Below are 22,977 nucleotides of genomic sequence, written 5' to 3'. Positions count from 1 at the left end.
TTTTTTATTTAGGATTTTATGAAATCAAAAATTCTTTTAAATTATTATAATTATTGTAAAAATAATTATAATTTACCAACAAAAAATGAAATTTTTTATTGGTTAAATATTATTTTTAAAAAAAAAAATATTAAAAATGTTAAAAATATTGAAATAACTATTTCTATAGTCACAAAAAATATTATTGAAAAACTTAATAAAAAATATTTAAAAATATCTAAACCTACTAATGTTTTATCTTTTTTATTAGAAAATAATTTTTTAAAAAAAAAATTATTAGGAGATATTATCTTATGTAAAGAAATTATTGAATATGAATCTATTTTACAAAAAAAAGCATTAAAATTTCATTACACTCATATTATTATACATTCAGTTTTACATCTATTACAATATGAACATAAAAATTTTCAAGAAGCAAATTTAATGGAATTAGAAGAAATTAATATACTTAAATTACTTGGATATAAAAATCCATATTTATAAAAAATTTTAATAAAATTAAAATATATAATAATAAATTTTTTTTTTAAAATAATTTTTATTTTTTTTAATAATTTTGTAAATAAAAAATGCAGGAATTATTTTTATATGAAAAAAGAATATTCTCCTAAAGAAGTAGAATCTTATGTTCAAAAAAAATGGGATTTAAATAATACTTTTAAAGTAACAGAAAATTATAATAAAGAAAAATTCTATTGTTTATCAATGTTACCATATCCATCGGGTAAATTACATATGGGTCATGTACGTAATTATACAATAGGAGATGTTATTGCTAGATATCAACGTATGTTAGGTAAAAATGTTTTACATCCCATTGGATGGGATGCTTTTGGTTTACCAGCTGAAATAGCTGCTTATAATAATAATGTATCTCCTAATATTTGGACTAAAAATAATATTTTATATATGAAAAAACAACTAAAATTATTAGGATTTAGTTTTAATTGGGATAGAGAAATTACAACATGTAATCCTGAATATTATCATTGGGAACAATGGTTTTTTTTAAAATTATATAAATTAGGATTAGCGTATAAAAAAAATTCTTTAGTAAATTGGTGTCCTACTGATAAAACAGTATTAGCTAATGAACAAGTTATAAATAATTCTTGTTGGAGATGTCATAGTTTTGTTAAAAAAAAATGGATTAAACAATGGTTTTTAAAAATTACTTCTTATAATGAAGAATTATTAAATTATTTAAAAAAATTAAATAATTGGCCTAATAAAGTTAAAAATATGCAAAAAAATTGGATAGGTAAAATAAAAGGAGTAGAAATTCTTTTTAAAATTTTTAATACTAATTTAAAATTCAATGTTTTTATAGAATCTAAATATCAATTTATAGATATAAGTTTTATAAAAATTTTATATAATCATCCTATATGTAAAAAATTTATTAAAAATAAAGAAATTAAAAAATTTATTAAAAAATGTGAATTTTTTTTTTCTAATGAAAAAAATTTATCTTTTCCTATTCATAACATAAAATGTATTAATAGTTTATTATTTGCTGAAAATATTTTTACAAAAAAAAAAATACCAATAATAATTGTAAATTATTTATCTAATATTTATGAAATAAATGCTACTATTGGTATACCAAAGTATGATAAAAAAGATTTTTTATTAGCACAGCAATGTAATATATTAATTATAAATAAAAATAAAGTATTTAATTTTAATAAAAATAATAAATTTAATAATAAATTATTATTTAATAACTTAATTAAAAAAAAAATAGCATTTTATAAAAAATATTATCATTTAAAAGATTGGAGTATTTCAAGACAACGTTTATGGGGGACCCCTATTCCTATTATTATAAAAAATAATGGGGATTTTATTCCTTTTAAAAAAAAAGATTTACCTCTTATTTTTCCTACAAATTTTTTTAATGAAGATATAAAAGAAAATTATAATGAAAAAATAAAAAAAAATTTAAAATGGTTTCAATATAATAAAAATGGAATAAAAGGACAAATAGAAACTGATACATTTGATACTTTTATTGAATCTTCATGGTATTATGTTAGATATACATGTCCTCATGATAATAATAATATGTTAGATAAAAAAAAAGCAAAATATTGGCTACCTATAGATCAATATATTGGAGGAATAGAACATGCAACAATGCATTTAATATATTTTCGTTTTTTTCATAAATTAATGAGAGATATAGGTTTACTAGATACTGATGAACCAGTGAAAAAATTACTGTGTCAAGGAATGGTTTTAGCTGATTCTTACTATTATATAGATAAAAATAATAAATATAATTGGGTTTCATCAAAAAATATTATTTTTAAAAAAGATAATAATATTATAAATATTTTTGATAATAAAGGAAGAAAATTAATATATAATGGTATGATAAAAATGTCTAAGTCTAAAAATAATGGTGTAGATCCTAAAGATATTATTCAAAAATATGGTGCTGATACTTTACGTCTTTTTATTATGTTTGCAGCGCCTCCTACTATGTCTTTAGAATGGAAAGAATCAGGTATTAAAGGAATGTCTAGATTTTTAAAAAAATTATGGAGATTTATTTACCAATATAAAAAATTAAATTATGATTATAAACAAATTAATAAAAAATATTTTTTATTTAATGAATATAATAAAAAACAATTAATAATAAAAAACTATATAAATGAAACTATTATAAAAGTAACAAATAATTTTGAAACAACTCAAGTTTTTAATACAATTATATCATCTATAATGATCTTAGTTAAGAAATTTATTCAATATAAAATATCTAATAAAATAGATTATCTTATTATTTATAATGGATTATTAATAGTAATAAAGATTCTATATCCTTTTACACCACATTTTTGTTTTATATTATGGAAATATATAGGAAAAAATACTGATATAGATTATGAATCATGGCCAATAATTGAAAATATTGATACTAAATTATTTGATACTTTTAATATTGTAATTCAAATTAATGGTAAAAAAAAATATAATCTTTCAATTCCATTAAAATATAAAAAAAAAGAAAATAATATTAAAAAATATATTTTATTACATAATAAAATATCTAAATTTTTAAAAAATATTATAGTTATAAAAACAATTTATGTACCACATAAATTATTTAATATAGTTACAAAAAAAATATAAATATATATTAATTTTAAAATTAATTTTGCATAAAAACGGATACAATGTTATTAAATAATTTTTATAAAAAAATTTATAATAAAAAATTTTTTTGTTATATTATAGCAGGAGATGAGTTATTTTTTATAAAAAAAAATATAAATTTGTTATTTCATAAATTTTTAAAATTAAAATTTATTAAAAATAATGTTATTATTGTAGATAAAAATTTTATTTGGGATTATATTTTTTCTAAATTTTCTATACATGATATTTTTTATGAAAAACAAATTATACATTTAATTTTTTTAAATATAAATATATTTTTAAAATTTATGAAAAATTTAATATTTTTAATAAATTTAACAGATAAAAATAATATATTAATTATAGAAATTCATAATAATATAAATTTATATATAGAAAAAATAATAAAAAATATTATAAATAATAAATTTTCTATATTTATAAAATGTAATAAATTAAATAATATAGAATTTATTAACTGGATTAATTATTGTTTTCAAAAAATAAATTTACCAATAAATAAAAATATTTATAATGTATTACAAAATTATTTTTCTAATAATTTAATTTTATTAGATCAAATAATAAAAAATATTTCTTTACAAAAAAAAAACAAAAATTTTTCTCCTTTATCAATTATATATAGTAATATAAATAATTTTATATTAATTAAAGAAAATAATTTAATTAATTCTCTTTTAACAGGAAATATAGAAAATAGTATTAACATAATTAAATACATGAAATATATTCAACAAAATCCATTTTTAGTTTTAAATAAATTACAAAAAAATATTTTTTTACTTTTAAAATTATATAGAAATCTTAAAAAAAATTCTTTAGATATAGTTTTTAAAAAAAATAAAATAATATCTATAAAAAAAAAAAATTGTTTTAAAATATCATTAAAAAAAATTAATTATAAAAAATTATATTTAATAATTAAATTATTATTAGAAATTGAAATAAATATTAAAAGTTTTATAATATCTAATTATATAGATGAATATTTTTGGATTGATTTAGAAAGGTTAGCTTTTTTATTTTTATAAATATCTAAAATATTACAGGTTATAAATCACTAATGAATATAAAGTATAATTTTTTAAAAAAAAACGAAATAAAATCAAAAATATTTTTACAAAGAATAAAATTTTCAATAAAAACATTCTTAATATTAATAATCATTTTAATATATAATTTATATTATTTACAAATTAGATCTTATAAAAAATATAAATTACAAGCAGAATTAAATTATACTAATTTTTTTTTTTAAAACCTAATAGAGGATTAATTTATGATAGAAATGGGATAATTTTAGCTAAAAATATAATTTTTTATCGTTTAAAAATAAAACCTGATAAGAATAATATTTTTTTTAAAAATCTTATAACTTTGCAAAAATTATTAAAATTAAAAAATAATAAATATAATATTATTAATATTTTTAATAAAAAAATTAAAGATAATAATTATACACCATTTACATTAAAATTTAATTTAAATAATGTACAAATGTCAAAATTTTTAGTTAATAAATATAAATTTCCTCAAATATCTTTGATATATTGTCAAAAACGTTTTTATCCTCATGGTAATATATTTGCTCATTTAGTTGGTTATACTAAATTATATAATAATAAAAAAAAAATTTTTTTCAAAAATATAAATCTTATAAAAAAATATATTAAAAATCACCCAATTGGTGTTAGTGGTATTGAAAAATATTATGAAGATTTATTATATGGTAATTTAGGTTACCAAAAAATTGCTACAAATAATAAAGGTGAATATAAATATAAAATTTGTAAAAAAAATGCATATACGGGAAGTGATATTTTTTTAACAATTGATTTTTCTTTACAAAAATATATTTATTCTTTAATGACTAATATTAAAGGTGCTGTTATTGTTAGTAATCCCAGAAATGGTGATATTTTAGCTATGGTATCTACACCTAGTTATGATCCTAATTTATTTATTAATAGTTTTAAAAATCAAAACTTAAATATTTTATTAAAAAATAATAATCATCCATTAGTTAATAGAGTTATTCAAGGAATATATCCTCCGGCTTCTACTGTAAAACCATACTTATCTTTAGTTGCATTAGATTTAAATTTAATAGATGAAAATACAATTTTATTTGATCCTGGATTTTGGAAAATTCCTAAAGTTAATCAAATTTATAAAGATTGGAAAAAAAATGGACATGGTTACTTAAATATTACAAAAGCTTTACAAGAATCATCTGATTCTTTTTTTTATCAACTGTCCTATAATATAGGTATTAATAAAATTCATCAATGGATGACTAAATTTGGTTATGGTAAATTAACAAATATTGATTTATTTAATGAAAAACTAGGTAATATGCCTACTAAAAAATGGAAATTTAATAATATACAAGTTCCTTGGTATTTAGGAGATACTATTTCAGTTGGAATAGGACAAAGTTATTGGAATGCTACACCTATACAAATACATAATGCATTGATTATTTTAATAAATAATGGTATTAGTAAAAATCTCCATATTTATAAAAAAAGAAAATTAAATAATATTTTTTATTATTATTCGAAACCAAAAGATAAAAAAATAATAAATTTACCTTTAAAATATTGGAATATAGTAAAATTAGGAATGTACAATGTAGCTAATAAAAAAAAAGGTACTATGTATAAATATTTTTCTTCAGCACGCTATCATATAGCTGCAAAAACTGGTACAGCTCAAGTATTTAATTTAAAAAATTTAAAAAAATATAATATTAAAAAAATAAAAAAAAAATTAAGAGATCATAAACTTATAATATCGTTTGCTCCTTTCGAAAATCCTAAAATAGCTATTACAATTATTATAGAAAATAGTGATAATAGTATTTCAATAGGTTATATTACAAGAAAAATTTTTGATTATATTTTTGAACATAAAAAAGAATTTTTAATTTAAAATGTAGATTAATTATATAATTATAATTTATTATGAAAAAAAAAAATTTAAAATATTTTATAAATTCTGTTTTACATATAGATATTATTTTATTGATATTAATTATATTAATTTCAGCAATAAGTTTTTTTATAACATGGAGTATATCAGAAACTTTTAATTATAATTTAATAAAACATAAGTTAGTACAATTATTAATAGGTTTTATAATTATGATAATAGCTTCGCAAATTCCTCCTAATCTTTATAAAAAATATTCTTTTATATTTTATTTATTTTCTATTTTTTTGTTAATAATGGTAAATTTTTTTGGTTATACAACAAAAGGCGCAAAAAGATGGTTAAATATTAGTTTTATTAAATTTCAACCTTCGGAAATATCTAAAATATCAGTTCCTTTAATTGTTACTCAAATTTTAAATAAAAATAAATATCCTATTAATATAAAAATATTTTTTGAAATAATTATTCTAATTTTAATACCAGTTCTATTAGTTGCAAAAGAACCAGATTTAGGTACTGCTATTTTAATCAGTCTTTCTGGTCTTATTATGTTATTTTTAGGAGGATTATCTTGGGAAATTATAATAAAAAGTATAATAACATTTATTATATCTATTCCTTTTACGTGGATTTTATTATTACATGATTATCAAAGAGAAAGAATGTTTATGTTAACAAAAATTAATTATGATGTATTAGGAAAAGGTTATCATATTTTTCAATCTAAAATATCAATTGGTTCTGGAGGAATATTAGGTAAAGGTTGGAAAAATGCAACTCAAGCACAATTAAATTTTTTACCAGAAAAACATACTGATTTTATATTTTCTGTTTTAGCTGAAGAATTTGGTTTTATAGGAATATTACTTTTTATTATTTTATATATGTCATTAATAATAAGAGGTATATATTTATCATTAAATTGTAAAAATATTTTTAATAAAATGTTAATTGGTGGAATAATATTAGTATTATTTTTATGTGTATTTATTAATATGAGCATGGTTAGTGGGTTATTACCAGTTGTTGGTATTCCTTTACCATTAGTTAGTTATGGAGGTACTTCTTTTGTAGTTGTTATGACTAATTTTGGTATTATAATGTCTATGTATACATATGATTTTAATAAAAAATATAAAATATAATATATTTATAAAAATTATTATTAAATAGGATTCTAATAATGAAAAAAGTATTTAACTTTAGTCCTGGTCCCGCTGCATTACCTTATGAAGTATTAAAAAAAGCACAAAATGAATTTACAAATTGGAATAATTTGAATATTTCTGTTATGGAAATTAGTCATCGTAATAATGAATTTATTAAATTAATGATAGATATAAAAAATAATTTACGTGAATTAATGAATATACCCTTAGAATACGAAATATTATTTTGTCAAGGTGGAGCTAGAACACAATTTTCAGCTATACCTATGAATTTATTATCTTATAATGAAACAGCTGATTATATTAATATTGGTCATTGGTCTAATCAAGCTATAAAAGAAGCAAAAAAATACTGTAAACCTAATATAATTAATCCTGTAAAAAAAAAAAATGGAAAATATTATATAAAAAAAATAAAAGATTGGGATTTAAATAATAATACAAAATATGTTCATTATTGTCCTAATGAAACTATAGAAGGAATTGCAATAAATGAAGAACCTAAATTAAAAAATAAAATTATTATAGCAGATTTATCATCCTCTATACTTACACAAAAAATAAATATTCAAAATTATGGAATGATATATGCTAGTGTTCAGAAAAATATAGGTCCTGCAGGTTTAACTATTATTATTATAAAAAAAAATTTAATAATAAATAATATTAATAAAAAACGTAAAGAATTACCTTCAGTATTAGATTATCAAATTATTTCTCAACATGATTCAATGTTTAATACTCCTCCTACATTTTCTTTATATTTATCCGGATTAGTATTAAAGTGGTTGAAAAAAAAAGGTGGAATAAAATATATTAGTAAAATAAATAAAAAAAAAGCACAATTATTATATTCAACTATAGATAATAGTAATTTTTATATAAATAAAATAGATAAACAAAATAGATCTATAACAAATGTTGTTTTTCACTTAAAAAACCCTAAAAAAGAAAATATTTTTTTAAAAAAAGCACAAGATATTGGATTAATTTATCTTAAAGGACATAAAATAATAGGAGGAATTAGAGCATCAATATATAATGCTATGCCTATAGAAGGAGTTGAAAAACTAATAAATTTTATGAATAATTTCGAAAAAATGTATTCATAAATGTTATGATTATTTTAAATTTAATTTAAAAATTATATTATGAAAAATATTTTAGTTTTAAAACCTATAGAAAAAATTCAAGGTTCTATAATATTACCTGGATCAAAAAGTATTTCTAATAGAGTATTATTATTAGCTTCCTTAGCTAAAGGTAATACTAAATTAATAAATTTACTTAATAGTGATGATGTTAATTACATGTTAAAAGCATTAAAGTTATTAGGTATAAAATTTTTATTATCAAATAATAAAACAATATGTAAAATTACAGGGAATAATGGAATTATTAATCCACAAAAAAAATTAAAATTGTATCTTGGTAATGCTGGTACAGTAATAAGACCTTTAACTGCTTTACTTTCATTAAATAAAAAATGTGATATTATTTTAACTGGTGATCCACGTATGAAAGAAAGGCCTATTAAACATCTTGTAGATACTTTAACAAATTGTGGAGCTATTATAAAATATTTAAAAAATATAAATTTTCCTCCTATACAGATAAAAGGAGGTTTTAAAAACATTAAAAATATTAAAATAGAAGGTTCTATATCAAGTCAATTTTTAACATCTTTATTACTAATTAGTCCTCTAATAAAAAAAGATATTTCAATTATTATAAATAGTAATTTAGTATCAAAACCGTATATCGATATAACAATTAAATTAATGAAAGTTTTTGGAGTAAATGTACAAAATAATAATTATAAACATTTTAAAATTTTAGGCAAACAAAGTTATATTTCTCCTGGAGAATATCTTATAGAAGGAGATGCATCTTCTGCATCATATTTTTTATCTGCAGCAGCTATTAAAGGAGGGACAGTAAAAATCAAAAATATTACTAAAAATAGTATACAAGGAGATATAAAATATGCAAATGTTTTAAAAAAAATGGGTGCCATTATACATTATGGAAAAAATTATATTAGTTGTACTAAAAACATTTTAAAATCCATAAATATGGATATGAATCATATCCCAGATGTAGCTATGACCATAGCTGTTACTAGTTTATTTGCAAATGGAATTACAACTATTAAAAATATATATAATTGGCGTGTCAAAGAAACTGATCGTTTAAAAGCAATGTCTAATGAATTAAAAAAAACAGGAGCAAAAATTATCACAGGTAAAGATTATATTATAATTACTCCTCCTAAAAAAATAAAAAAAATTATTGTTGAAACTTATAATGATCATCGTATTGCTATGTGTTTTTCTTTATTAGCACTTTCAAATAATTCTGTAAGTATTATTAATCCTAAATGTACAAATAAAACATATCCTAATTTTTTTAAAGAATTACAAAAAATAAGTTTTTATAATAGTAAAAATAATAAAGAAAAATAATTTAAATATTTGTTAATAAGAATATTTAAAAAATTTATATATGTAGTTGCAGAAAAATATTATTAATGTTAACTTTAAAATAAATTATATTTTATATAATTAAATTAACTTATATATTTCATTTCATTCTCATATAAGGATTATATGAGTTTTTTAAAAAATAATACTAAATATGATTTAAGTATATATTTTTAATAAATATTTAAAAGTTACTAATATGAGTGAATGTTTTACTGAATTATTTGAAAAATCATTAAAAAATAAAATTATTAATTTAGGATCAATAATTACTGGTACTGTTATTTCTATTGAAAAAGATGTTGTTTTAGTGGATGCTGGATTAAAATCAGAATCTTTTATTCCTATTACTCAATTTAAAAATTCTCAAGGTGATATTGAAATAAAAATAGGAGATAAAATTGATGTTGCATTAGATTCCATAGAAGATGGATTTGGTGAAACCATACTTTCTAGAGAAAAAGCTAAAAGGCATGAAGCTTGGTTAATATTAGAAAAAGCAAATTTAAAAAATGATAATATTAAAGGAATTATTAATGGAAAAGTAAAAGGTGGTTTTACTGTAGATCTTTATGGTATTAGATCTTTTTTACCAGGTTCTTTAGTAGACATTAGACCAATTAGAGATACTTCTCATTTAGAAGGGAAAGAACTAGATTTTAAAGTTATCAAACTAGATAGAAAACGTAATAATGTTGTTGTATCTAGAAAATCAGTAATAGAATTAGAAAATAGTGCTGAAAGAAATCAATTACTTAATACTATATATGAAGGAATGGAAATAAAAGGTTTAGTTAAAAATCTTACTGATTATGGAGCTTTTGTAGATTTAGGAGGAGTAGATGGATTATTGCATATTACAGATATGGCATGGAAAAGAGTAAAACATCCTAGTGAAATTGTTAGTATTGGAGAAGAAATCTTAATAAAAATATTAAAATTTGATAAAGAAAAAACTCGTGTTTCATTAGGATTAAAACAATTAGGAGAAGATCCTTGGGTTTCTATATCTAAACGTTATCCTGAAAATAGTACATTAGTCGGTCGTGTTACTAATTTAACAGATTATGGTTGTTTTGTTGAAATTATAGAAGGAGTAGAAGGATTAGTACATATATCAGAAATGGATTGGACAAATAAAAATATACATCCTACTAAAGTAGTAACTGTTAATGATAAAATAAAAGTTATGGTATTAGATATTGATGAAGAAAGAAGGAGAATTTCTTTAGGAATTAAACAATGTACTTTAAATCCATGGTTAGAATTTTCAAAAAATTATAATAAAGGAGATCATGTAGAAGGAAAAATAAAATCAATAACAGATTTTGGTATTTTTATAGGTTTAATTGGAGGAATAGATGGTTTAGTTCATTTATCTGATTTATCATGGATAAATAATGGTGAAAATGAAGTATATAAATATAAAAAAGGTGAAAACATTACAACTATGGTTTTACAAGTAGATCCAGAAAGGGAAAGAATTTCTTTAGGAATTAAACAATTAATAGAAGATCCTTTAAATTTTTATTTAAAAAAACAACAAAAAAATCATAAAGTGAAAGGAACTATTACTAGTAAAGATATTAAAAATATTAAAATAAAATTAAATAACGGTATATTAGGTAATATTAAATTATCTGAATATAAAAATTATAAAATTGAAAATATATTAAAATATCTTAAAATAGGACAAAATATAGAAGGAAAAATAAATAATATTGACCGTAAAACTAGAATAGTGAATATTATTATTAATATGAAGACATTAGAAAATAAAATTATTAAAAAAAATAATAATACTAAAAATAGTAATTTTTCTAACGCAATGACAGAGGCTTTTAAAGCAGCTAAATGTGAATAATAATTTTTTTATTTAACAAAAATTTAAATTAAGTAATTTTAAAAAATTTAAAAATATTTTTTAATATATTTTTTTTGTATAAAATATATAAACAGTAATTCATATGAAATATATATCTATACCCGTAACAAATTTTAAACAAAATTGTTATTTAATATGGTGTAAAAAAACATTAAAGGCAGCTATTATTGATCCCGGTGGTGAATATCAAAAAATTATAAAAATTATAAGCATATATAAAGTAAATATAAGAAAAATATTAATAACTCATTGTCATTTAGATCATATTGGTGCAGCTGATATATTATCTAATTTTTATCAAATACCTATTTTAGGACCACATAAAAAAGATATTTTTTGGTTAAAAAATATAAAATTACAAAATAAAATTTTTCAACTACCAAAATGTATATTTAAAAATAATATATGGTTAAAAAATAATCAAATTGTAAATATAGGTAAAGTTATTTTTAAAATATATCATTGTCCCGGTCATAGTCCTGGTCATATTATTTTTTTTAATAAATTAAATAATATTTTAATATCAGGAGATATTATTTTTAAAAATAACATAGGAAGAACAGATTTACCAAAAGGTAATTTTCATATTTTAATGAATTCTATTCAAAAAAATATAATTCCATTAGGAATAAATAATATAATTTTACCTGGACATGGGAAAAAAACAATAATTTATAAAGAAATTATCAATAATAATATTATATATAAAAAATAAAACTAACTATTTAAAATTTATTTTTTGTAAAATTAAAAAATTAAAAATAGTTAGTTAAAATATTTATTTTTCCATTATTAAAAATTATAAGTTATACCTATACCTAAAAGATTTCCATTAAAAATTCTATTACTTTTAATATATTCATTACTTAATAAACTAATACGATAACCTACATAAGCAGAAAAATTTTTACTAAATTTATAAATTGTATTAATTAAAATATATTTTGATAAATCTATATTACCACCAGCATAATTAACTCCAGGAGGAATATCATATCCTTGTGATTGTGTGTATGATATAGTAGTTCTTAAATTATCATCAAATTTATATTGTCCAACAATTTCTAAATTTTTAATTTTATGAGCAAATAAATTTTCATAATAATCCATATATTTTAATCCATTATAAGAACCACTAAAAACTGCTGCTAAATAAATATTATTTTTTTGATATTTAGCTCCGATTGAATAAGTATTAATATCTTTATTTTTGTTATTAAAATTTTTATCAGCATTAGAGAAAACTTTTTTATCTTTATTAATTATATTTAAAAAATTAAAATAAGCTCCTGAAATACTTACTCCTGTATTTCCTAATTTATAACTAATAGAAGTACCCCATCCTTTTCTATTATTTTCTAAATAATTTTTATTATTATTATCATAATTTTGATCAGAATTTTTATATTGTAAAGCAAAATCTAATCCTTTCATTAATCCAAAAAAATTTCTATTTCTATATGTTAGAAGATTATTAGTTCTGCCAAACATAAAATAATCATTCTTATCATACATAAAATTTTTTTCAAAAAAAGAATTTTTTTTCATATAAGAAGTTACGTCATATAATATACCATAATTTCTTCCATAATCTATAGAATTATTACCATGATTAAAAATTATACCTATAAATCCTAAATGAATTGATGGATGAATATTTTTACTGGTTTCAACTTCATTTATTGGTAAACTATATTCTAATTGTGCATAACCATAAATATCATCAAATATATGGGTAACTCCTTTAATACCTAGAATAACATTTGATGCAGTATCTCTATATTTTTCAGAAACTTTAACATTATTTTTAGAAACACTATTTTTAAGTTCTAAAAATCCGTATAAATCTATTTTTTGTCCATTATTGTTATAAATTTCACTAGCGTTAACAACGCTTATTGATAGTACAAAAGGTATTAAAATTTTAAATATATTAAATTTCATATTTTTTATCCTGATTAATAAAATTATTATTCATTGATATAAATTAAAAATTTATTATTTTTTATATTTATAAAAAATTTTTAAAATTTAGCATTATATGGAGTTCTTGGAAATGGTATAACATCTCTAATATTATATAAACCAGTAATATAAGATATTAATCTTTCAAAACCTAAACCAAATCCGGAATGAGGAACAGTTCCATATTTTCTTAAATCACGATACCACCAATAATCATTTTGATTAAGTTTAAATTCTTTTAATCTTTTATCAAATATTTCTATTCTATTTTCTCTTTGAGAACCTCCAATAACTTCTCCAATATCTGGTAATAATAAATCCATTGATGCTACAGTTTTTTCATCATTATTTAAATACATATAAAAAGCTTTAATTTTTTTAGGATAATTATATATTATTATAGGATTGTTAAAATATTTATTTGTTAGATATTTTTCATGTTCTATAAAAAGATCTTCTCCCCATTTTATGGGGTTAGAAAATTTTTTTTTACAATTTTTTAAAATTTCTATAACTTTAGTATATTTAATTATAATAAATTTATTTAATAAAATTTTATTAATTTTAATAAATAAATTATTTTCTGTTTTTTTAGATAAAAAAGAAATTTCATTTTCATGATAATGTAAAATATATTTACAAATATTTTTTAACATTTTTTCTGCAAATTTTATAAGATTTTTTAAATTCGTAAATGCTATTTCTATTTCTAACATCCAAAATTCAGCTAAATGACGTTTAGTATTAGAATTTTCTGCTCTAAAAGTGGGACCAAATGTATAAACTTTAGACATAGAACAAGCATATGTTTCTAAATTTAATTGTCCTGAAACAGTTAAAAATGATTCTTTTCCAAAAAAATCGTTTTTATAAAAATCTTTTTTATTTTTTTTATATTTTAAATTTACAAAATCTAGAGTAGATACTTTAAACATTTTTCCAGAACCTTCAGTATCTAAAGTAGTAATTAAAGGAGTATTTATCCAAAAAAATTTTTTTTTATTTAAAAAATTATGTATATATAATGCTATATTATGTCTAATTCTAGTAATACTACTGATTATTGTAGTTCTAGAACGTAAATGACATACTTCTCTTAAATATTTTAAACTATGTTTTTTAGGTGAAATGGGATATTTTCCTGGATTCTTAACCCATCCTGTAATTTTTATTTTTAAAGCATGTATTTCATATTTTTGTATTTTTTTAGGTGAAATTTTTAATTTTCCTATAACTTTTAAAGAACAACCACTGGTAATAAATAAAATTTCATTTTCATAATTATTTAATTTATTATTAGCAATGATTTGAATATCTTCTAAACAAGAACCATCATATAAATTAATAAAAGTAATACCTATTTTAGAATGTCTTCTATTACGTACCCAACCTCCTATAGATATTTCACTATTAATTTTTTTTTCACTAGTTATTAATTGCGATATACTAGAGATTAAACACATAATTTTACTCTTTATTTAGATTTTTAAATTTTAAAATTTTATTTTATATTAAAAAATTATACTAAAATATTTGTATTAGAATTTTTATTCTAAATTATCAAAATTATAATTACAATTATTTTTATTTAAATTTAATATATTAAATATGTTTATTTTTATTTAAAATTTAATTTAAAAAAATTATATTTTTAATAAATAAAATTTTTTCTTAAAAAATTGAATAATAATAAAATTTTATTATAATTTTTTAAGTTTTTTATATATTTTTAAATAATAAAAAAAATTTAGTTTATATTATTAATTTATTTTTAAAATTAAATTAATATTAATTAAATAAATTTTTTTATATTTTAATTAAAAAATAATTTTGATAATTTTATTAATATATTATCTAAATATTTTTTAGTTCATACTTATTTATAGAAAAAAATAACATATTATAATTTAAAAAATTTTAATATTTTAAAAAAAATTTAAAAATATTATTATAAAATGAATAAATATATTTATTAGTATAACAAAATAAAATACTAATTTAAGTTATATTTAAAATATAAATGATTATAATTTTTAAATAAATTATTCCTATAGAATTTAAATTTTATTATTTTTTATTAATTTTCTAATTTTATTAAAAACATATTTTCCTGTAAATTAGTATAACATAATTTGAATATATATATAGATTAATAATAATTTTTTATATTTTAGTTAATCTGTTAAATATCATAATTATTTTTATATTATATATGGTTACTAATAACAAATTTATATAATTATTAATTCTTTTATTAATTATATTATTTTATCTTTTTTAAATTTTTATTTATTAAATTTATACTAAAATTAAAAATATATCATTTTTATTAATAAAAATTTTATTTATTTTATTAATAATTTTAATATCTAAATTTTAAAAATTTTTAGATTAAAACTTCTATTTTCTTTATTTTTTTAATTAATTTTTTAATAGTTATATTATAAATAATTTAATAATTTTATTTAAATTTTAATAATTTTTTATTTTAAGATGTATTAATTGCATTAAATTATATTTTTTAAAATCTCTAATTTAATTATTTTACATTATATTTTTATATTTATTTAATTTCAATTTAAAATATTTTAAAATTTTATTAAGAATTAATATATTCTAAATATCTTGAATTTTATTATTTTTTTTTAAAAAATTTAATTAAATTATTAACTTTTTAATAAATATGTATATTTAATTTTTTTTAATTTTTAATTTAATTGTAAAAAATATATTTTTTAAAAATGATTAATTTCAATTTTTATATATTTAATTATTTTTTTTATAATTATTATTATTATAAATTTTATTATAAAAAAATAAAATTAATATTAATAAAATAAAAAAATATTTAGGTTGACTTTTAATTTTAGTTATGGATAATTACATATTATATTTTTTATATGATAGGCTTGTAGCTCAGATGGTTAGAGCACACCCCTGATAAGGGTGAGGTCGGTGGTTCAAGTCCACTCAAGCCTAAAAGTTTAAAGAAAATATAAAAAATAAAGGGGCTATAGCTCAGATGGTAGAGCATCTGCTTTGCACGCAGAGGGTCAGCGGTTCAATTCCGCTTAGCTCCATAAATATTTTTGTTATTTTATGGGTTTATTTTTTTTTTAAAAAAAGAAATTTAATCATTTCATTTTCTAGTAAAATAATATTTTTTTCTTTTATCATATTTAATTTTTTTTCATTAATTATTTTAGTTTGATAAATTAGCCATTTTAACCATGCTTTTTTAGATATATGATAAAAAATAATATTACCTATGTTACCAGGATATACCTTATGATTTAATTTTTCTAATTTTGTTTGAAAATAAATACAAAAAATTTTTTTTGACATTATATAACCTATAATTTTAAATTTAATTAATTTATATATATTATAATTAAAATAATATTTACATAAATAATATGAATAATATTAAGAGTTTTATCTGTCGTTATAGAAAATTAACAAAATTTAATAATATATTTTTTTCTAAATATTTTAATTTTTTTAATATTAAAAAACAAAATAAAATAATAAATTTTCAATATTATTTTCATAATAAATTACCAATTATATTTGATATAGGTTTTGGTAAAGATAATAATATAATTAATTTAGCTATTAATAATATACAATATAATTTTATTGCAGTAGAAGTATATTTACCAGGAATTATCAATTGTCTTAAATCTATTATAAAAAATAATATTAAAAATTTAAGATTGATTTATTGTGATGTTTTTTTTGTTTTTAAATATATGATTCCTAATAATTCAATAAAATTAATTCAATTATATTTTCCAGATCCATGGCCAAAATTAAAACATAAAAAAAGGAGATTATTAAAAATAAATTTTATTCAAATAATGTTTAATAAATTAGAAAATAATGGATTATTATATATAGTTACTGATTGTAAAGATTATTACCTTGATATTATTTCTTGTATTGAAAATTTTAAATATCAAAATCAATTTTTAATTTTTAAATCTAATCAATATAAAAATATATATAAAAATTTTAATCCATTAACTTTAAGTACAAAATTTTTAGATAAAGCCAAAAGAGAAAAAAAAATAATATATTGTATAGAATATCAAAAAATATCTTTTTTTTAAAGAAAAATTTCTAACAAATCATTTAAATATAAATGTCCTTTATTCGTTACAAATAAAAAATTATCATTTTCTTGTAAATATCCTAATTTTAATGCTTTTTTAATACAATAATGAATATTATTATTTATATTTAATAGTTTTTGAAATTCTATTTTATTAATTTTTGTATATAAACGAAAACGATTTAAAAAAAATTCAAAAACTATATCTTTTAATAAAATTTTTTTTTTATATGATATAAAATATCCATTTATATATTGTTTTATATTTTTGTTTTTAACAATTCTAATAATTTGATTATTTAAAATATTTATTTTACTATGAGCTGAACAACCAATTCCTAAATAATTTCCAAAATACCAATAATTTAAATTATGTTTACACATATAATTTTTTTTTCTAACAAAAGAAGAAATTTCATATTGAGAATATTTATTTTTTTTTAATATTTTTATACCTTGTATAAACATTTTCCATAATAAATTATCATCTAAAAGATTTTTAGGTTTATATTTTTCAAAAATTGTATTTTTTTCAATAGTTAATTGATACCAAGAAATATGATTAGGTTGAAATGAAATAGCCTTATATAAATCATTACAAGCACTTTTTAATGATTGTCCTGGTATACCATAGATTAAATCTAAGTTAAAATTTGATATTTTATTTTTAATTAAAATATTAATTGCATTTATAGCCTCTTTAGAGGTATGTAATCTTCCTAAAATTTTTAAATTTTTGTCATTAAAACTTTGTATTCCTAATGAAAAACGATTAATTCCACTTTTTATATAATTTATAATTTTTTTTTCAGAAATAGATGATGGATTTATTTCAATAGTAATTTCTGCAAATTTTGATACATAAACTTTTTTTCTTATTTTATTTATCAAAAAAAAAATTAATTTTGAATCTATTAAACTTGGAGTCCCACCTCCTAAAAAAATACTTGTAATATAAATATTCTTTTTAATCAAAAATAAATCTTTTTCTAAATCAAGTAATAAACTATTTATATATTTTTTTTGTATTTTTTTATTTTTTTTAATAAAAATAGAAGAATAAAAATCACAATAAGGACATTTTTTTAAACACCAAGGAATATGAATATATAAACTATATGGATATTGATTTAAATTAATCATATAATTTAATTATATTAAAAACCAAAATTGAGGAAAAAAATTTTTTAATAAATTATTAACTAAATATAAAATTAAATTAATTATAAATAAACATAAGTTTATATTATAAATATTGGGAAAAATTTTTTTTATAGAATTTAAAATTTGATTTACTAATTTTTCTAAAATATAATTAAAATTATTATATTTAATGTTTATAAAATTAGTAATTAAATATACATTTATTATCCAAAAAAATAAATATCCAAAAGATTTTAATAAAATTACAATACTAATAAATATATAAAAAATTAAATTATGATAAAATAGATTTCCATTTTGTAATAATATTATTGTTGGATATTTAATAAATATTAAAAATATTAATGTTAATAAAGATAAAAACTCATTTTTTTTTATATTAGAAATAATATTTTTAATATATATTAAAAATATTTCTGTTAATAAAATAATAAATTTTGTAAAAGAATTACAATTATTATTTATAGTAAAAAAAATCCATAATCGTAATAAAAAAATTAATATTATTATTTCTATTAAAGTTTTATATAAAAATATTGTTATTATCATAAGTTCCTTTATTATTTCGAAAATATTTACTATAAAAATTTTTTATATTAAATATTTAATTTAAGAAAAAATTTTATTTATTTTTTTCAAACCAACTTTGTAAAATAATTGACGCAGATAAAGAATTAATATTTTTTTTTTTGAGTTTTTTCCATCCTCCATATTTAAATAAAATATATTTAGCTTCAACAGTACTTAATCTTTCATCATGTAATTCTACATTTATATTAAATTTTTTTTTTATATAATAAGCAAATTTTTTAGTCAAAACAGTAATATATTGTTGACTTCCATCCATTTGTAATGGTAATCCTACTATAATTTTTTTAGGATTCCATTCATTTATTAAATTATTTAATATTATCCAATTAATAATACCAGATTTTTTATTTTTAATAACTTTCAATGTATGTGCTATACGTATAATACTTTGTCCAACAGCTACTCCTATATTTTTGGTTCCATAATCAAATGCTAATAGCGTTATATTATTACAATTTTTTTCCATATCAAATATTTTCTTATTTAAGATAATTTTAATTAAAATAATATTTTATTATAAATAATAATAATTATTATTATATAGTTTTTTTAATTTTATAAATTAAAATATATTGCTTTATTAATACTTTATAAGTCATAATAATATGATTATTGTTTTTAATATTATCAAATAGGTGCTCTCAATATTATTTTAAATTTATAGAGGGTCATTTTAATTTTAAAATGGGAGGCTCTGGTCTAATGCAGAACCAAAGAATCCGTATTCGTCTTAAAGCTTTTGATCATCGTTTGATTGATCAATCAACAGCGGAAATCGTTGAAACTGCTAAACGTACTGGTGCTCAAGTTCGTGGTCCTATACCTTTGCCTACTCGCAAAGAAAAATTTACAATATTGATTTCACCTCACGTAAATAAAGATGCAAGAGATCAATATGAAATTCGTACTCATAAACGTTTAGTTGATATTATAGAACCCACAGAAAAAACTGTAGATGCATTAATGCGTTTAGATTTAGCAGCTGGAGTTGATGTTCAAATTAGTTTAGGTTAGGAAAATTTATCACAATTTTTTTTAAACATTATTAATAATAATGTGGAGTATATATAATAATGATTGGATTAGTTGGAAAAAAAATGGGTATGACTAGAATTTTTAATGAAACTGGAATATCTATTCCAATAACTGTTATACAATTTGAAAATATTCGTGTTACACAAATTAAAAATATTTTAAATAATGGTTATAATGCGATACAAATGACAACAGGTTTTAAAAAAACTAACAGAATTAATAAAGCTGAAATAGGACATTTTGCAAAAGCTAAAACTGAAGCAGGATATATTTTATGGGAATATCGTCTTTCTAATAATTATAAAAATCAATTTTATGTAGGACAAAAATTAAATATTAATATTTTTAAAAAAATAGTTAAAGTTGATGTTACTGGAATATCAAAAGGAAAAGGTTTTTCAGGTACTGTAAAAAGATGGAATTTTAAAACACAAGATGCTAGTCATGGTAATTCTTTATCACATAGAGTTCCTGGATCAATTGGACAAAACCAAACTCCTGGAAAAGTATTTAAAGGAAAAAAAATGGCTGGACAATTAGGTAATAAAAAAATTACTGTTCAAAATTTACATATTATTAAAATAGATCTTTTAAAAAATTTATTATTAATAAAAGGTGCTATACCTGGTTATACGGGGAGTAATGTAATTGTTAAACCAGCAATTAAATTTTAATAAATAATATTATAAACATGTTAGCTAGGTAATATAATGGAAATTATAACAAAAGATACAAAAGATATAGTTATAGTTTCAGATAAAATTTTTAATAGAAATTATAACAAATCATTAATACATCAAGTAATCGAATCTTATAGAACAATAGGAAGACAAGGAACAAAAGCTCAAAAAACAAGGGGAGAAGTAATAGGATCTGGAAAAAAACCATGGAAACAAAAAGGAACAGGAAAAGCTAGAGCAGGTTCTGTAAAAAGTCCAATTTGGCGTTCAGGTGGAGTTACTTTTGCGTCAAAAAATAAAATATATAATAAAAAAATTAATAAAAAAATGTTTCGTGGTGCATTAAAAAGTATTTTTTCAGAATTAATTAGAAAAAAAAGATTAATTTTAATAAAAGAACTTATAGTGAAAAAACCTAAAACTAAAATATTAATTCAAAAATTAAAAAAATATTTATCAAATAAAATAATGATTATTACAACATTTATTGATAAAAATTTATTTTTAGCATCTCGTAATTTATATAACATAAAAATAAAAAATTCTATTAATATAAATCCTCTTTATTTAATAAATGCAAATAAAATAATAATTACTATTAATGCTATTAAACATATAGAAGAGATATTATCATGATTTTAAAAGAACAAGATTTTAAAATTATAAAAGGCCCACACTTTTCCGAAAAGTCTTCTTTTATTTCTGAAAAAAATAATGTTTTAACTATAAAGGTTTCTAAAAAAGCAACAAAAATAGATATTAAAAGAGCAATAAAAAAAATTTTTAATATTAACATTAAAAATGTTAATACCTTACTTGTAAAGGGTAAACTTAAAAAAAATAAAAAATATACTTATCAACGTAATAGTTGGAAAAAAGCATATATTTTTTTAGAAAAAAATCAAAATATTAATTTTAATATAAATCAAAATTTATAAGGATAAAATTAAGAATATGACAATTAAAAAATATAAACCTACTTCTCCAGGAAGACGTCATATGATTAAAATTGTTAATAAATATTTATATAAAGGCAAACCTTTATCTTCTCAAATAGGAAAAAAAAAGCGATCAGGAGGTAGAAATAATTATGGTCGTATAACAACTCGTCATATCGGAGGAGGACATAAAAAATTATATCGTATTATAGATTTTAAAAGAAATAAAGATAATATTTCTGCTATAGTTGAACGTATTGAATATGATCCTAATCGTTCAGCTCATATTGCATTAATTAAATATAAAGATGGAGTAAGAAATTATATTTTATCTCCAAAAAATTTAAAAATTGGCAATATTATTAAATCAGGAAAAAATGTTAGTATAAAAATTGGTAATACATTACCAATGTGTAATATTCCAGTAGGTTCTATTTTACATAATGTTGAAATGAAACCAGGAAAAGGTGGTCAAATAGCTAGATCAGCTGGAACATATGTACAATTAATTGCTAAAGAAAAATTATATATAACTTTAAGATTAAAATCAGGAGAAATTCGTAAGATAAAATCTGATTGTCGTGCCACATTAGGTGAGATTGGTAATAATGAACATATGTTAAAATCTTTTGGGAAAGCAGGAGCAAAACGTTGGAAAGGAATTAGACCTACTGTTAGAGGGACAGCAATGAATCCAATAGACCACCCACATGGTGGTGGAGAAGGTAAAAATTTTGGAAAACATCCTGTAACTCCTTGGGGAGTACAAACTAAAGGTAAAAAAACAAGAAAAAATAAAAGAACAGATAAATATATTATTAAACATCGTAATAAATAAGGGA

General features: G+C 18.2%; 21 protein-coding genes, 2 tRNA genes and 1 pseudogene. 18 read left to right on the top strand and 6 right to left on the bottom strand.

Annotation, left to right across the window (positions count from 1 at the left end):
- The first annotated feature begins 18 nt into the window (after positions 1-18).
- The 10 genes and pseudogenes from ybeY (at position 19) to GJT91_RS01425 (ending at position 12,363) form a co-directional block, all read left to right on the top strand.
- Entirely contained in the window at positions 19-486 is a 468-nt protein-coding gene (ybeY, locus tag GJT91_RS01470) for an rRNA maturation RNase YbeY (protein WP_168868484.1), read from the top strand.
- A gap of 105 nt (positions 487-591) precedes the next feature.
- Entirely contained in the window at positions 592-3,147 is a 2,556-nt protein-coding gene (gene leuS / locus GJT91_RS01465) for a leucine--tRNA ligase (RefSeq protein ID WP_168868483.1), read from the top strand.
- A 44-nt stretch (positions 3,148-3,191) separates the two neighbouring features.
- The gene (gene holA, locus GJT91_RS01460; protein WP_168868482.1) at positions 3,192-4,205 is read left to right on the top strand and encodes a DNA polymerase III subunit delta; all 1,014 of its coding nucleotides are present in this window, start codon (positions 3,192-3,194) and stop codon (positions 4,203-4,205) included.
- 32 nt (positions 4,206-4,237) lie between these two features.
- Positions 4,238-4,432, top strand: coding sequence for a hypothetical protein (locus GJT91_RS01455; RefSeq protein ID WP_168868481.1), 195 nt, complete (start codon positions 4,238-4,240; stop codon positions 4,430-4,432).
- An 11-nt stretch (positions 4,433-4,443) separates the two neighbouring features.
- Positions 4,444-6,108, top strand: a pseudogene (gene mrdA, locus GJT91_RS01450) (penicillin-binding protein 2); the annotation flags it as partial.
- Positions 6,109-6,140: 32 nt separating this feature from the next.
- Entirely contained in the window at positions 6,141-7,256 is a 1,116-nt protein-coding gene (gene rodA / locus GJT91_RS01445) for a rod shape-determining protein RodA (RefSeq protein ID WP_168868480.1), read from the top strand.
- A gap of 38 nt (positions 7,257-7,294) precedes the next feature.
- The gene (gene serC, locus GJT91_RS01440) at positions 7,295-8,392 is read left to right on the top strand and encodes a 3-phosphoserine/phosphohydroxythreonine transaminase (protein ID WP_168868479.1); all 1,098 of its coding nucleotides are present in this window, start codon (positions 7,295-7,297) and stop codon (positions 8,390-8,392) included.
- 39 nt (positions 8,393-8,431) lie between these two features.
- Positions 8,432-9,745, top strand: a complete 1,314-nt coding sequence (gene aroA, locus GJT91_RS01435; RefSeq protein WP_168868478.1) for a 3-phosphoshikimate 1-carboxyvinyltransferase — start codon at positions 8,432-8,434, stop codon at positions 9,743-9,745.
- A gap of 217 nt (positions 9,746-9,962) precedes the next feature.
- The gene (gene rpsA / locus GJT91_RS01430; protein WP_168868477.1) at positions 9,963-11,627 is read left to right on the top strand and encodes a 30S ribosomal protein S1; all 1,665 of its coding nucleotides are present in this window, start codon (positions 9,963-9,965) and stop codon (positions 11,625-11,627) included.
- A 103-nt stretch (positions 11,628-11,730) separates the two neighbouring features.
- Positions 11,731-12,363: an MBL fold metallo-hydrolase gene (locus GJT91_RS01425; protein ID WP_168868476.1), complete on the top strand. Its 633-nt coding sequence runs from the start codon at positions 11,731-11,733 to the stop codon at positions 12,361-12,363.
- A 77-nt stretch (positions 12,364-12,440) separates the two neighbouring features.
- On the opposite strand, the gene GJT91_RS01420 is transcribed toward GJT91_RS01425, so the two are convergent.
- Together GJT91_RS01420 and asnS are read right to left on the bottom strand one after the other, a co-directional pair.
- Positions 12,441-13,592 carry a porin gene (locus GJT91_RS01420; RefSeq protein ID WP_168868475.1) on the bottom strand — a complete coding sequence of 384 codons (1,152 nt, stop codon included), beginning with the start codon at positions 13,590-13,592 and terminating at the stop codon, positions 12,441-12,443.
- 80 nt (positions 13,593-13,672) lie between these two features.
- Positions 13,673-15,076: an asparagine--tRNA ligase gene (gene asnS, locus GJT91_RS01415; RefSeq protein WP_168868474.1), complete on the bottom strand. Its 1,404-nt coding sequence runs from the start codon at positions 15,074-15,076 to the stop codon at positions 13,673-13,675.
- A 1,442-nt stretch (positions 15,077-16,518) separates the two neighbouring features.
- Between asnS and GJT91_RS01410 the strand changes: the two genes are divergently transcribed.
- Positions 16,519-16,592: transfer RNA gene (locus GJT91_RS01410), tRNA-Ile, on the top strand.
- Between the two features lie 28 nt (positions 16,593-16,620).
- Positions 16,621-16,693: transfer RNA gene (locus GJT91_RS01405), tRNA-Ala, on the top strand.
- 25 nt (positions 16,694-16,718) lie between these two features.
- Here GJT91_RS01405 and GJT91_RS01400 read toward each other — a convergent pair.
- Entirely contained in the window at positions 16,719-16,958 is a 240-nt protein-coding gene (locus GJT91_RS01400; RefSeq protein ID WP_168868473.1) for an oxidative damage protection protein, read from the bottom strand.
- 71 nt (positions 16,959-17,029) lie between these two features.
- Between GJT91_RS01400 and trmB the strand changes: the two genes are divergently transcribed.
- On the top strand, positions 17,030-17,725 hold the full coding sequence (gene trmB, locus GJT91_RS01395; RefSeq protein WP_168868472.1) for a tRNA (guanosine(46)-N7)-methyltransferase TrmB: 696 nt from the start codon (positions 17,030-17,032) through the stop codon (positions 17,723-17,725).
- Here the strand turns inward: trmB and hemW are convergent.
- The 3 genes from hemW to ruvX form a co-directional block, all read right to left on the bottom strand.
- Positions 17,722-18,870 (bottom strand): radical SAM family heme chaperone HemW, encoded by a 1,149-nt coding sequence (gene hemW, locus GJT91_RS01390; protein WP_168868471.1) that lies wholly within the window; start codon positions 18,868-18,870, stop codon positions 17,722-17,724. The genes trmB and hemW overlap by 4 nt on opposite strands.
- 9 nt (positions 18,871-18,879) lie before the next feature.
- Positions 18,880-19,440, bottom strand: a complete 561-nt coding sequence (locus GJT91_RS01385) for a hypothetical protein (RefSeq protein WP_168868470.1) — start codon at positions 19,438-19,440, stop codon at positions 18,880-18,882.
- A gap of 73 nt (positions 19,441-19,513) precedes the next feature.
- Complete coding sequence (ruvX, locus tag GJT91_RS01380) at positions 19,514-19,948, bottom strand: Holliday junction resolvase RuvX (protein WP_168868469.1); 435 nt, start codon at positions 19,946-19,948, stop codon at positions 19,514-19,516.
- A gap of 236 nt (positions 19,949-20,184) precedes the next feature.
- Here ruvX and rpsJ point away from each other — a divergent pair, with 236 nt between their 5' ends.
- From rpsJ to rplB, 5 genes are read left to right on the top strand one after another with little or no spacing between them, the layout of a single operon-like run.
- Positions 20,185-20,496 carry a 30S ribosomal protein S10 gene (gene rpsJ, locus GJT91_RS01375; RefSeq protein WP_168868468.1) on the top strand — a complete coding sequence of 104 codons (312 nt, stop codon included), beginning with the start codon at positions 20,185-20,187 and terminating at the stop codon, positions 20,494-20,496.
- A 59-nt stretch (positions 20,497-20,555) separates the two neighbouring features.
- Entirely contained in the window at positions 20,556-21,191 is a 636-nt protein-coding gene (gene rplC / locus GJT91_RS01370; protein ID WP_168868467.1) for a 50S ribosomal protein L3, read from the top strand.
- A 36-nt stretch (positions 21,192-21,227) separates the two neighbouring features.
- Positions 21,228-21,833 (top strand): 50S ribosomal protein L4, encoded by a 606-nt coding sequence (gene rplD / locus GJT91_RS01365; RefSeq protein WP_168868466.1) that lies wholly within the window; start codon positions 21,228-21,230, stop codon positions 21,831-21,833.
- On the top strand, positions 21,830-22,135 hold the full coding sequence (rplW, locus tag GJT91_RS01360) for a 50S ribosomal protein L23 (RefSeq protein ID WP_168868465.1): 306 nt from the start codon (positions 21,830-21,832) through the stop codon (positions 22,133-22,135). The genes rplD and rplW overlap by 4 nt, the downstream gene beginning before the upstream one ends.
- A gap of 16 nt (positions 22,136-22,151) precedes the next feature.
- A complete protein-coding gene (gene rplB / locus GJT91_RS01355) occupies positions 22,152-22,973 on the top strand; it encodes a 50S ribosomal protein L2 (RefSeq protein ID WP_168868464.1) in 822 nt (273 codons plus the stop codon).
- Positions 22,974-22,977 lie beyond the last annotated feature (4 nt).

The sequence above is a fragment of the Enterobacteriaceae endosymbiont of Donacia semicuprea genome (genome assembly GCF_012570535.1).
Lineage (GTDB): Bacteria > Pseudomonadota > Gammaproteobacteria > Enterobacterales > Enterobacteriaceae.
The sequence above is the reverse complement of the archived record's forward strand: the minus strand, read 5'-3'. Positions and strand labels throughout refer to the sequence as shown.

Excerpts from the sequence above, each read along its gene's own strand:
- holA (WP_168868482.1), top strand. The coding sequence starts at position 3,192 with ATGTTATTAAATAATTTTTATAAAAAAATTTATAATAAAAAATTTTTT.
- GJT91_RS01420 (WP_168868475.1), bottom strand. The coding sequence starts at position 13,592 with ATGAAATTTAATATATTTAAAATTTTAATACCTTTTGTACTATCAATA.
- rpsA (WP_168868477.1), top strand. The coding sequence starts at position 9,963 with ATGAGTGAATGTTTTACTGAATTATTTGAAAAATCATTAAAAAATAAA.
- rplD (WP_168868466.1), top strand. The coding sequence starts at position 21,228 with ATGGAAATTATAACAAAAGATACAAAAGATATAGTTATAGTTTCAGAT.
- GJT91_RS01425 (WP_168868476.1), top strand. The coding sequence starts at position 11,731 with ATGAAATATATATCTATACCCGTAACAAATTTTAAACAAAATTGTTAT.
- rodA (WP_168868480.1), top strand. The coding sequence starts at position 6,141 with ATGAAAAAAAAAAATTTAAAATATTTTATAAATTCTGTTTTACATATA.
- leuS (WP_168868483.1), top strand. The coding sequence starts at position 592 with ATGAAAAAAGAATATTCTCCTAAAGAAGTAGAATCTTATGTTCAAAAA.
- serC (WP_168868479.1), top strand. The coding sequence starts at position 7,295 with ATGAAAAAAGTATTTAACTTTAGTCCTGGTCCCGCTGCATTACCTTAT.
- asnS (WP_168868474.1), bottom strand. The coding sequence starts at position 15,076 with ATGTGTTTAATCTCTAGTATATCGCAATTAATAACTAGTGAAAAAAAA.
- GJT91_RS01455 (WP_168868481.1), top strand. The coding sequence starts at position 4,238 with ATGAATATAAAGTATAATTTTTTAAAAAAAAACGAAATAAAATCAAAA.
- ruvX (WP_168868469.1), bottom strand. The coding sequence starts at position 19,948 with ATGGAAAAAAATTGTAATAATATAACGCTATTAGCATTTGATTATGGA.
- ybeY (WP_168868484.1), top strand. The coding sequence starts at position 19 with ATGAAATCAAAAATTCTTTTAAATTATTATAATTATTGTAAAAATAAT.
- GJT91_RS01385 (WP_168868470.1), bottom strand. The coding sequence starts at position 19,440 with ATGATAATAACAATATTTTTATATAAAACTTTAATAGAAATAATAATA.
- rplC (WP_168868467.1), top strand. The coding sequence starts at position 20,556 with ATGATTGGATTAGTTGGAAAAAAAATGGGTATGACTAGAATTTTTAAT.
- hemW (WP_168868471.1), bottom strand. The coding sequence starts at position 18,870 with ATGATTAATTTAAATCAATATCCATATAGTTTATATATTCATATTCCT.
- trmB (WP_168868472.1), top strand. The coding sequence starts at position 17,030 with ATGAATAATATTAAGAGTTTTATCTGTCGTTATAGAAAATTAACAAAA.
- aroA (WP_168868478.1), top strand. The coding sequence starts at position 8,432 with ATGAAAAATATTTTAGTTTTAAAACCTATAGAAAAAATTCAAGGTTCT.
- GJT91_RS01400 (WP_168868473.1), bottom strand. The coding sequence starts at position 16,958 with ATGTCAAAAAAAATTTTTTGTATTTATTTTCAAACAAAATTAGAAAAA.
- rplW (WP_168868465.1), top strand. The coding sequence starts at position 21,830 with ATGATTTTAAAAGAACAAGATTTTAAAATTATAAAAGGCCCACACTTT.
- rplB (WP_168868464.1), top strand. The coding sequence starts at position 22,152 with ATGACAATTAAAAAATATAAACCTACTTCTCCAGGAAGACGTCATATG.
- rpsJ (WP_168868468.1), top strand. The coding sequence starts at position 20,185 with ATGCAGAACCAAAGAATCCGTATTCGTCTTAAAGCTTTTGATCATCGT.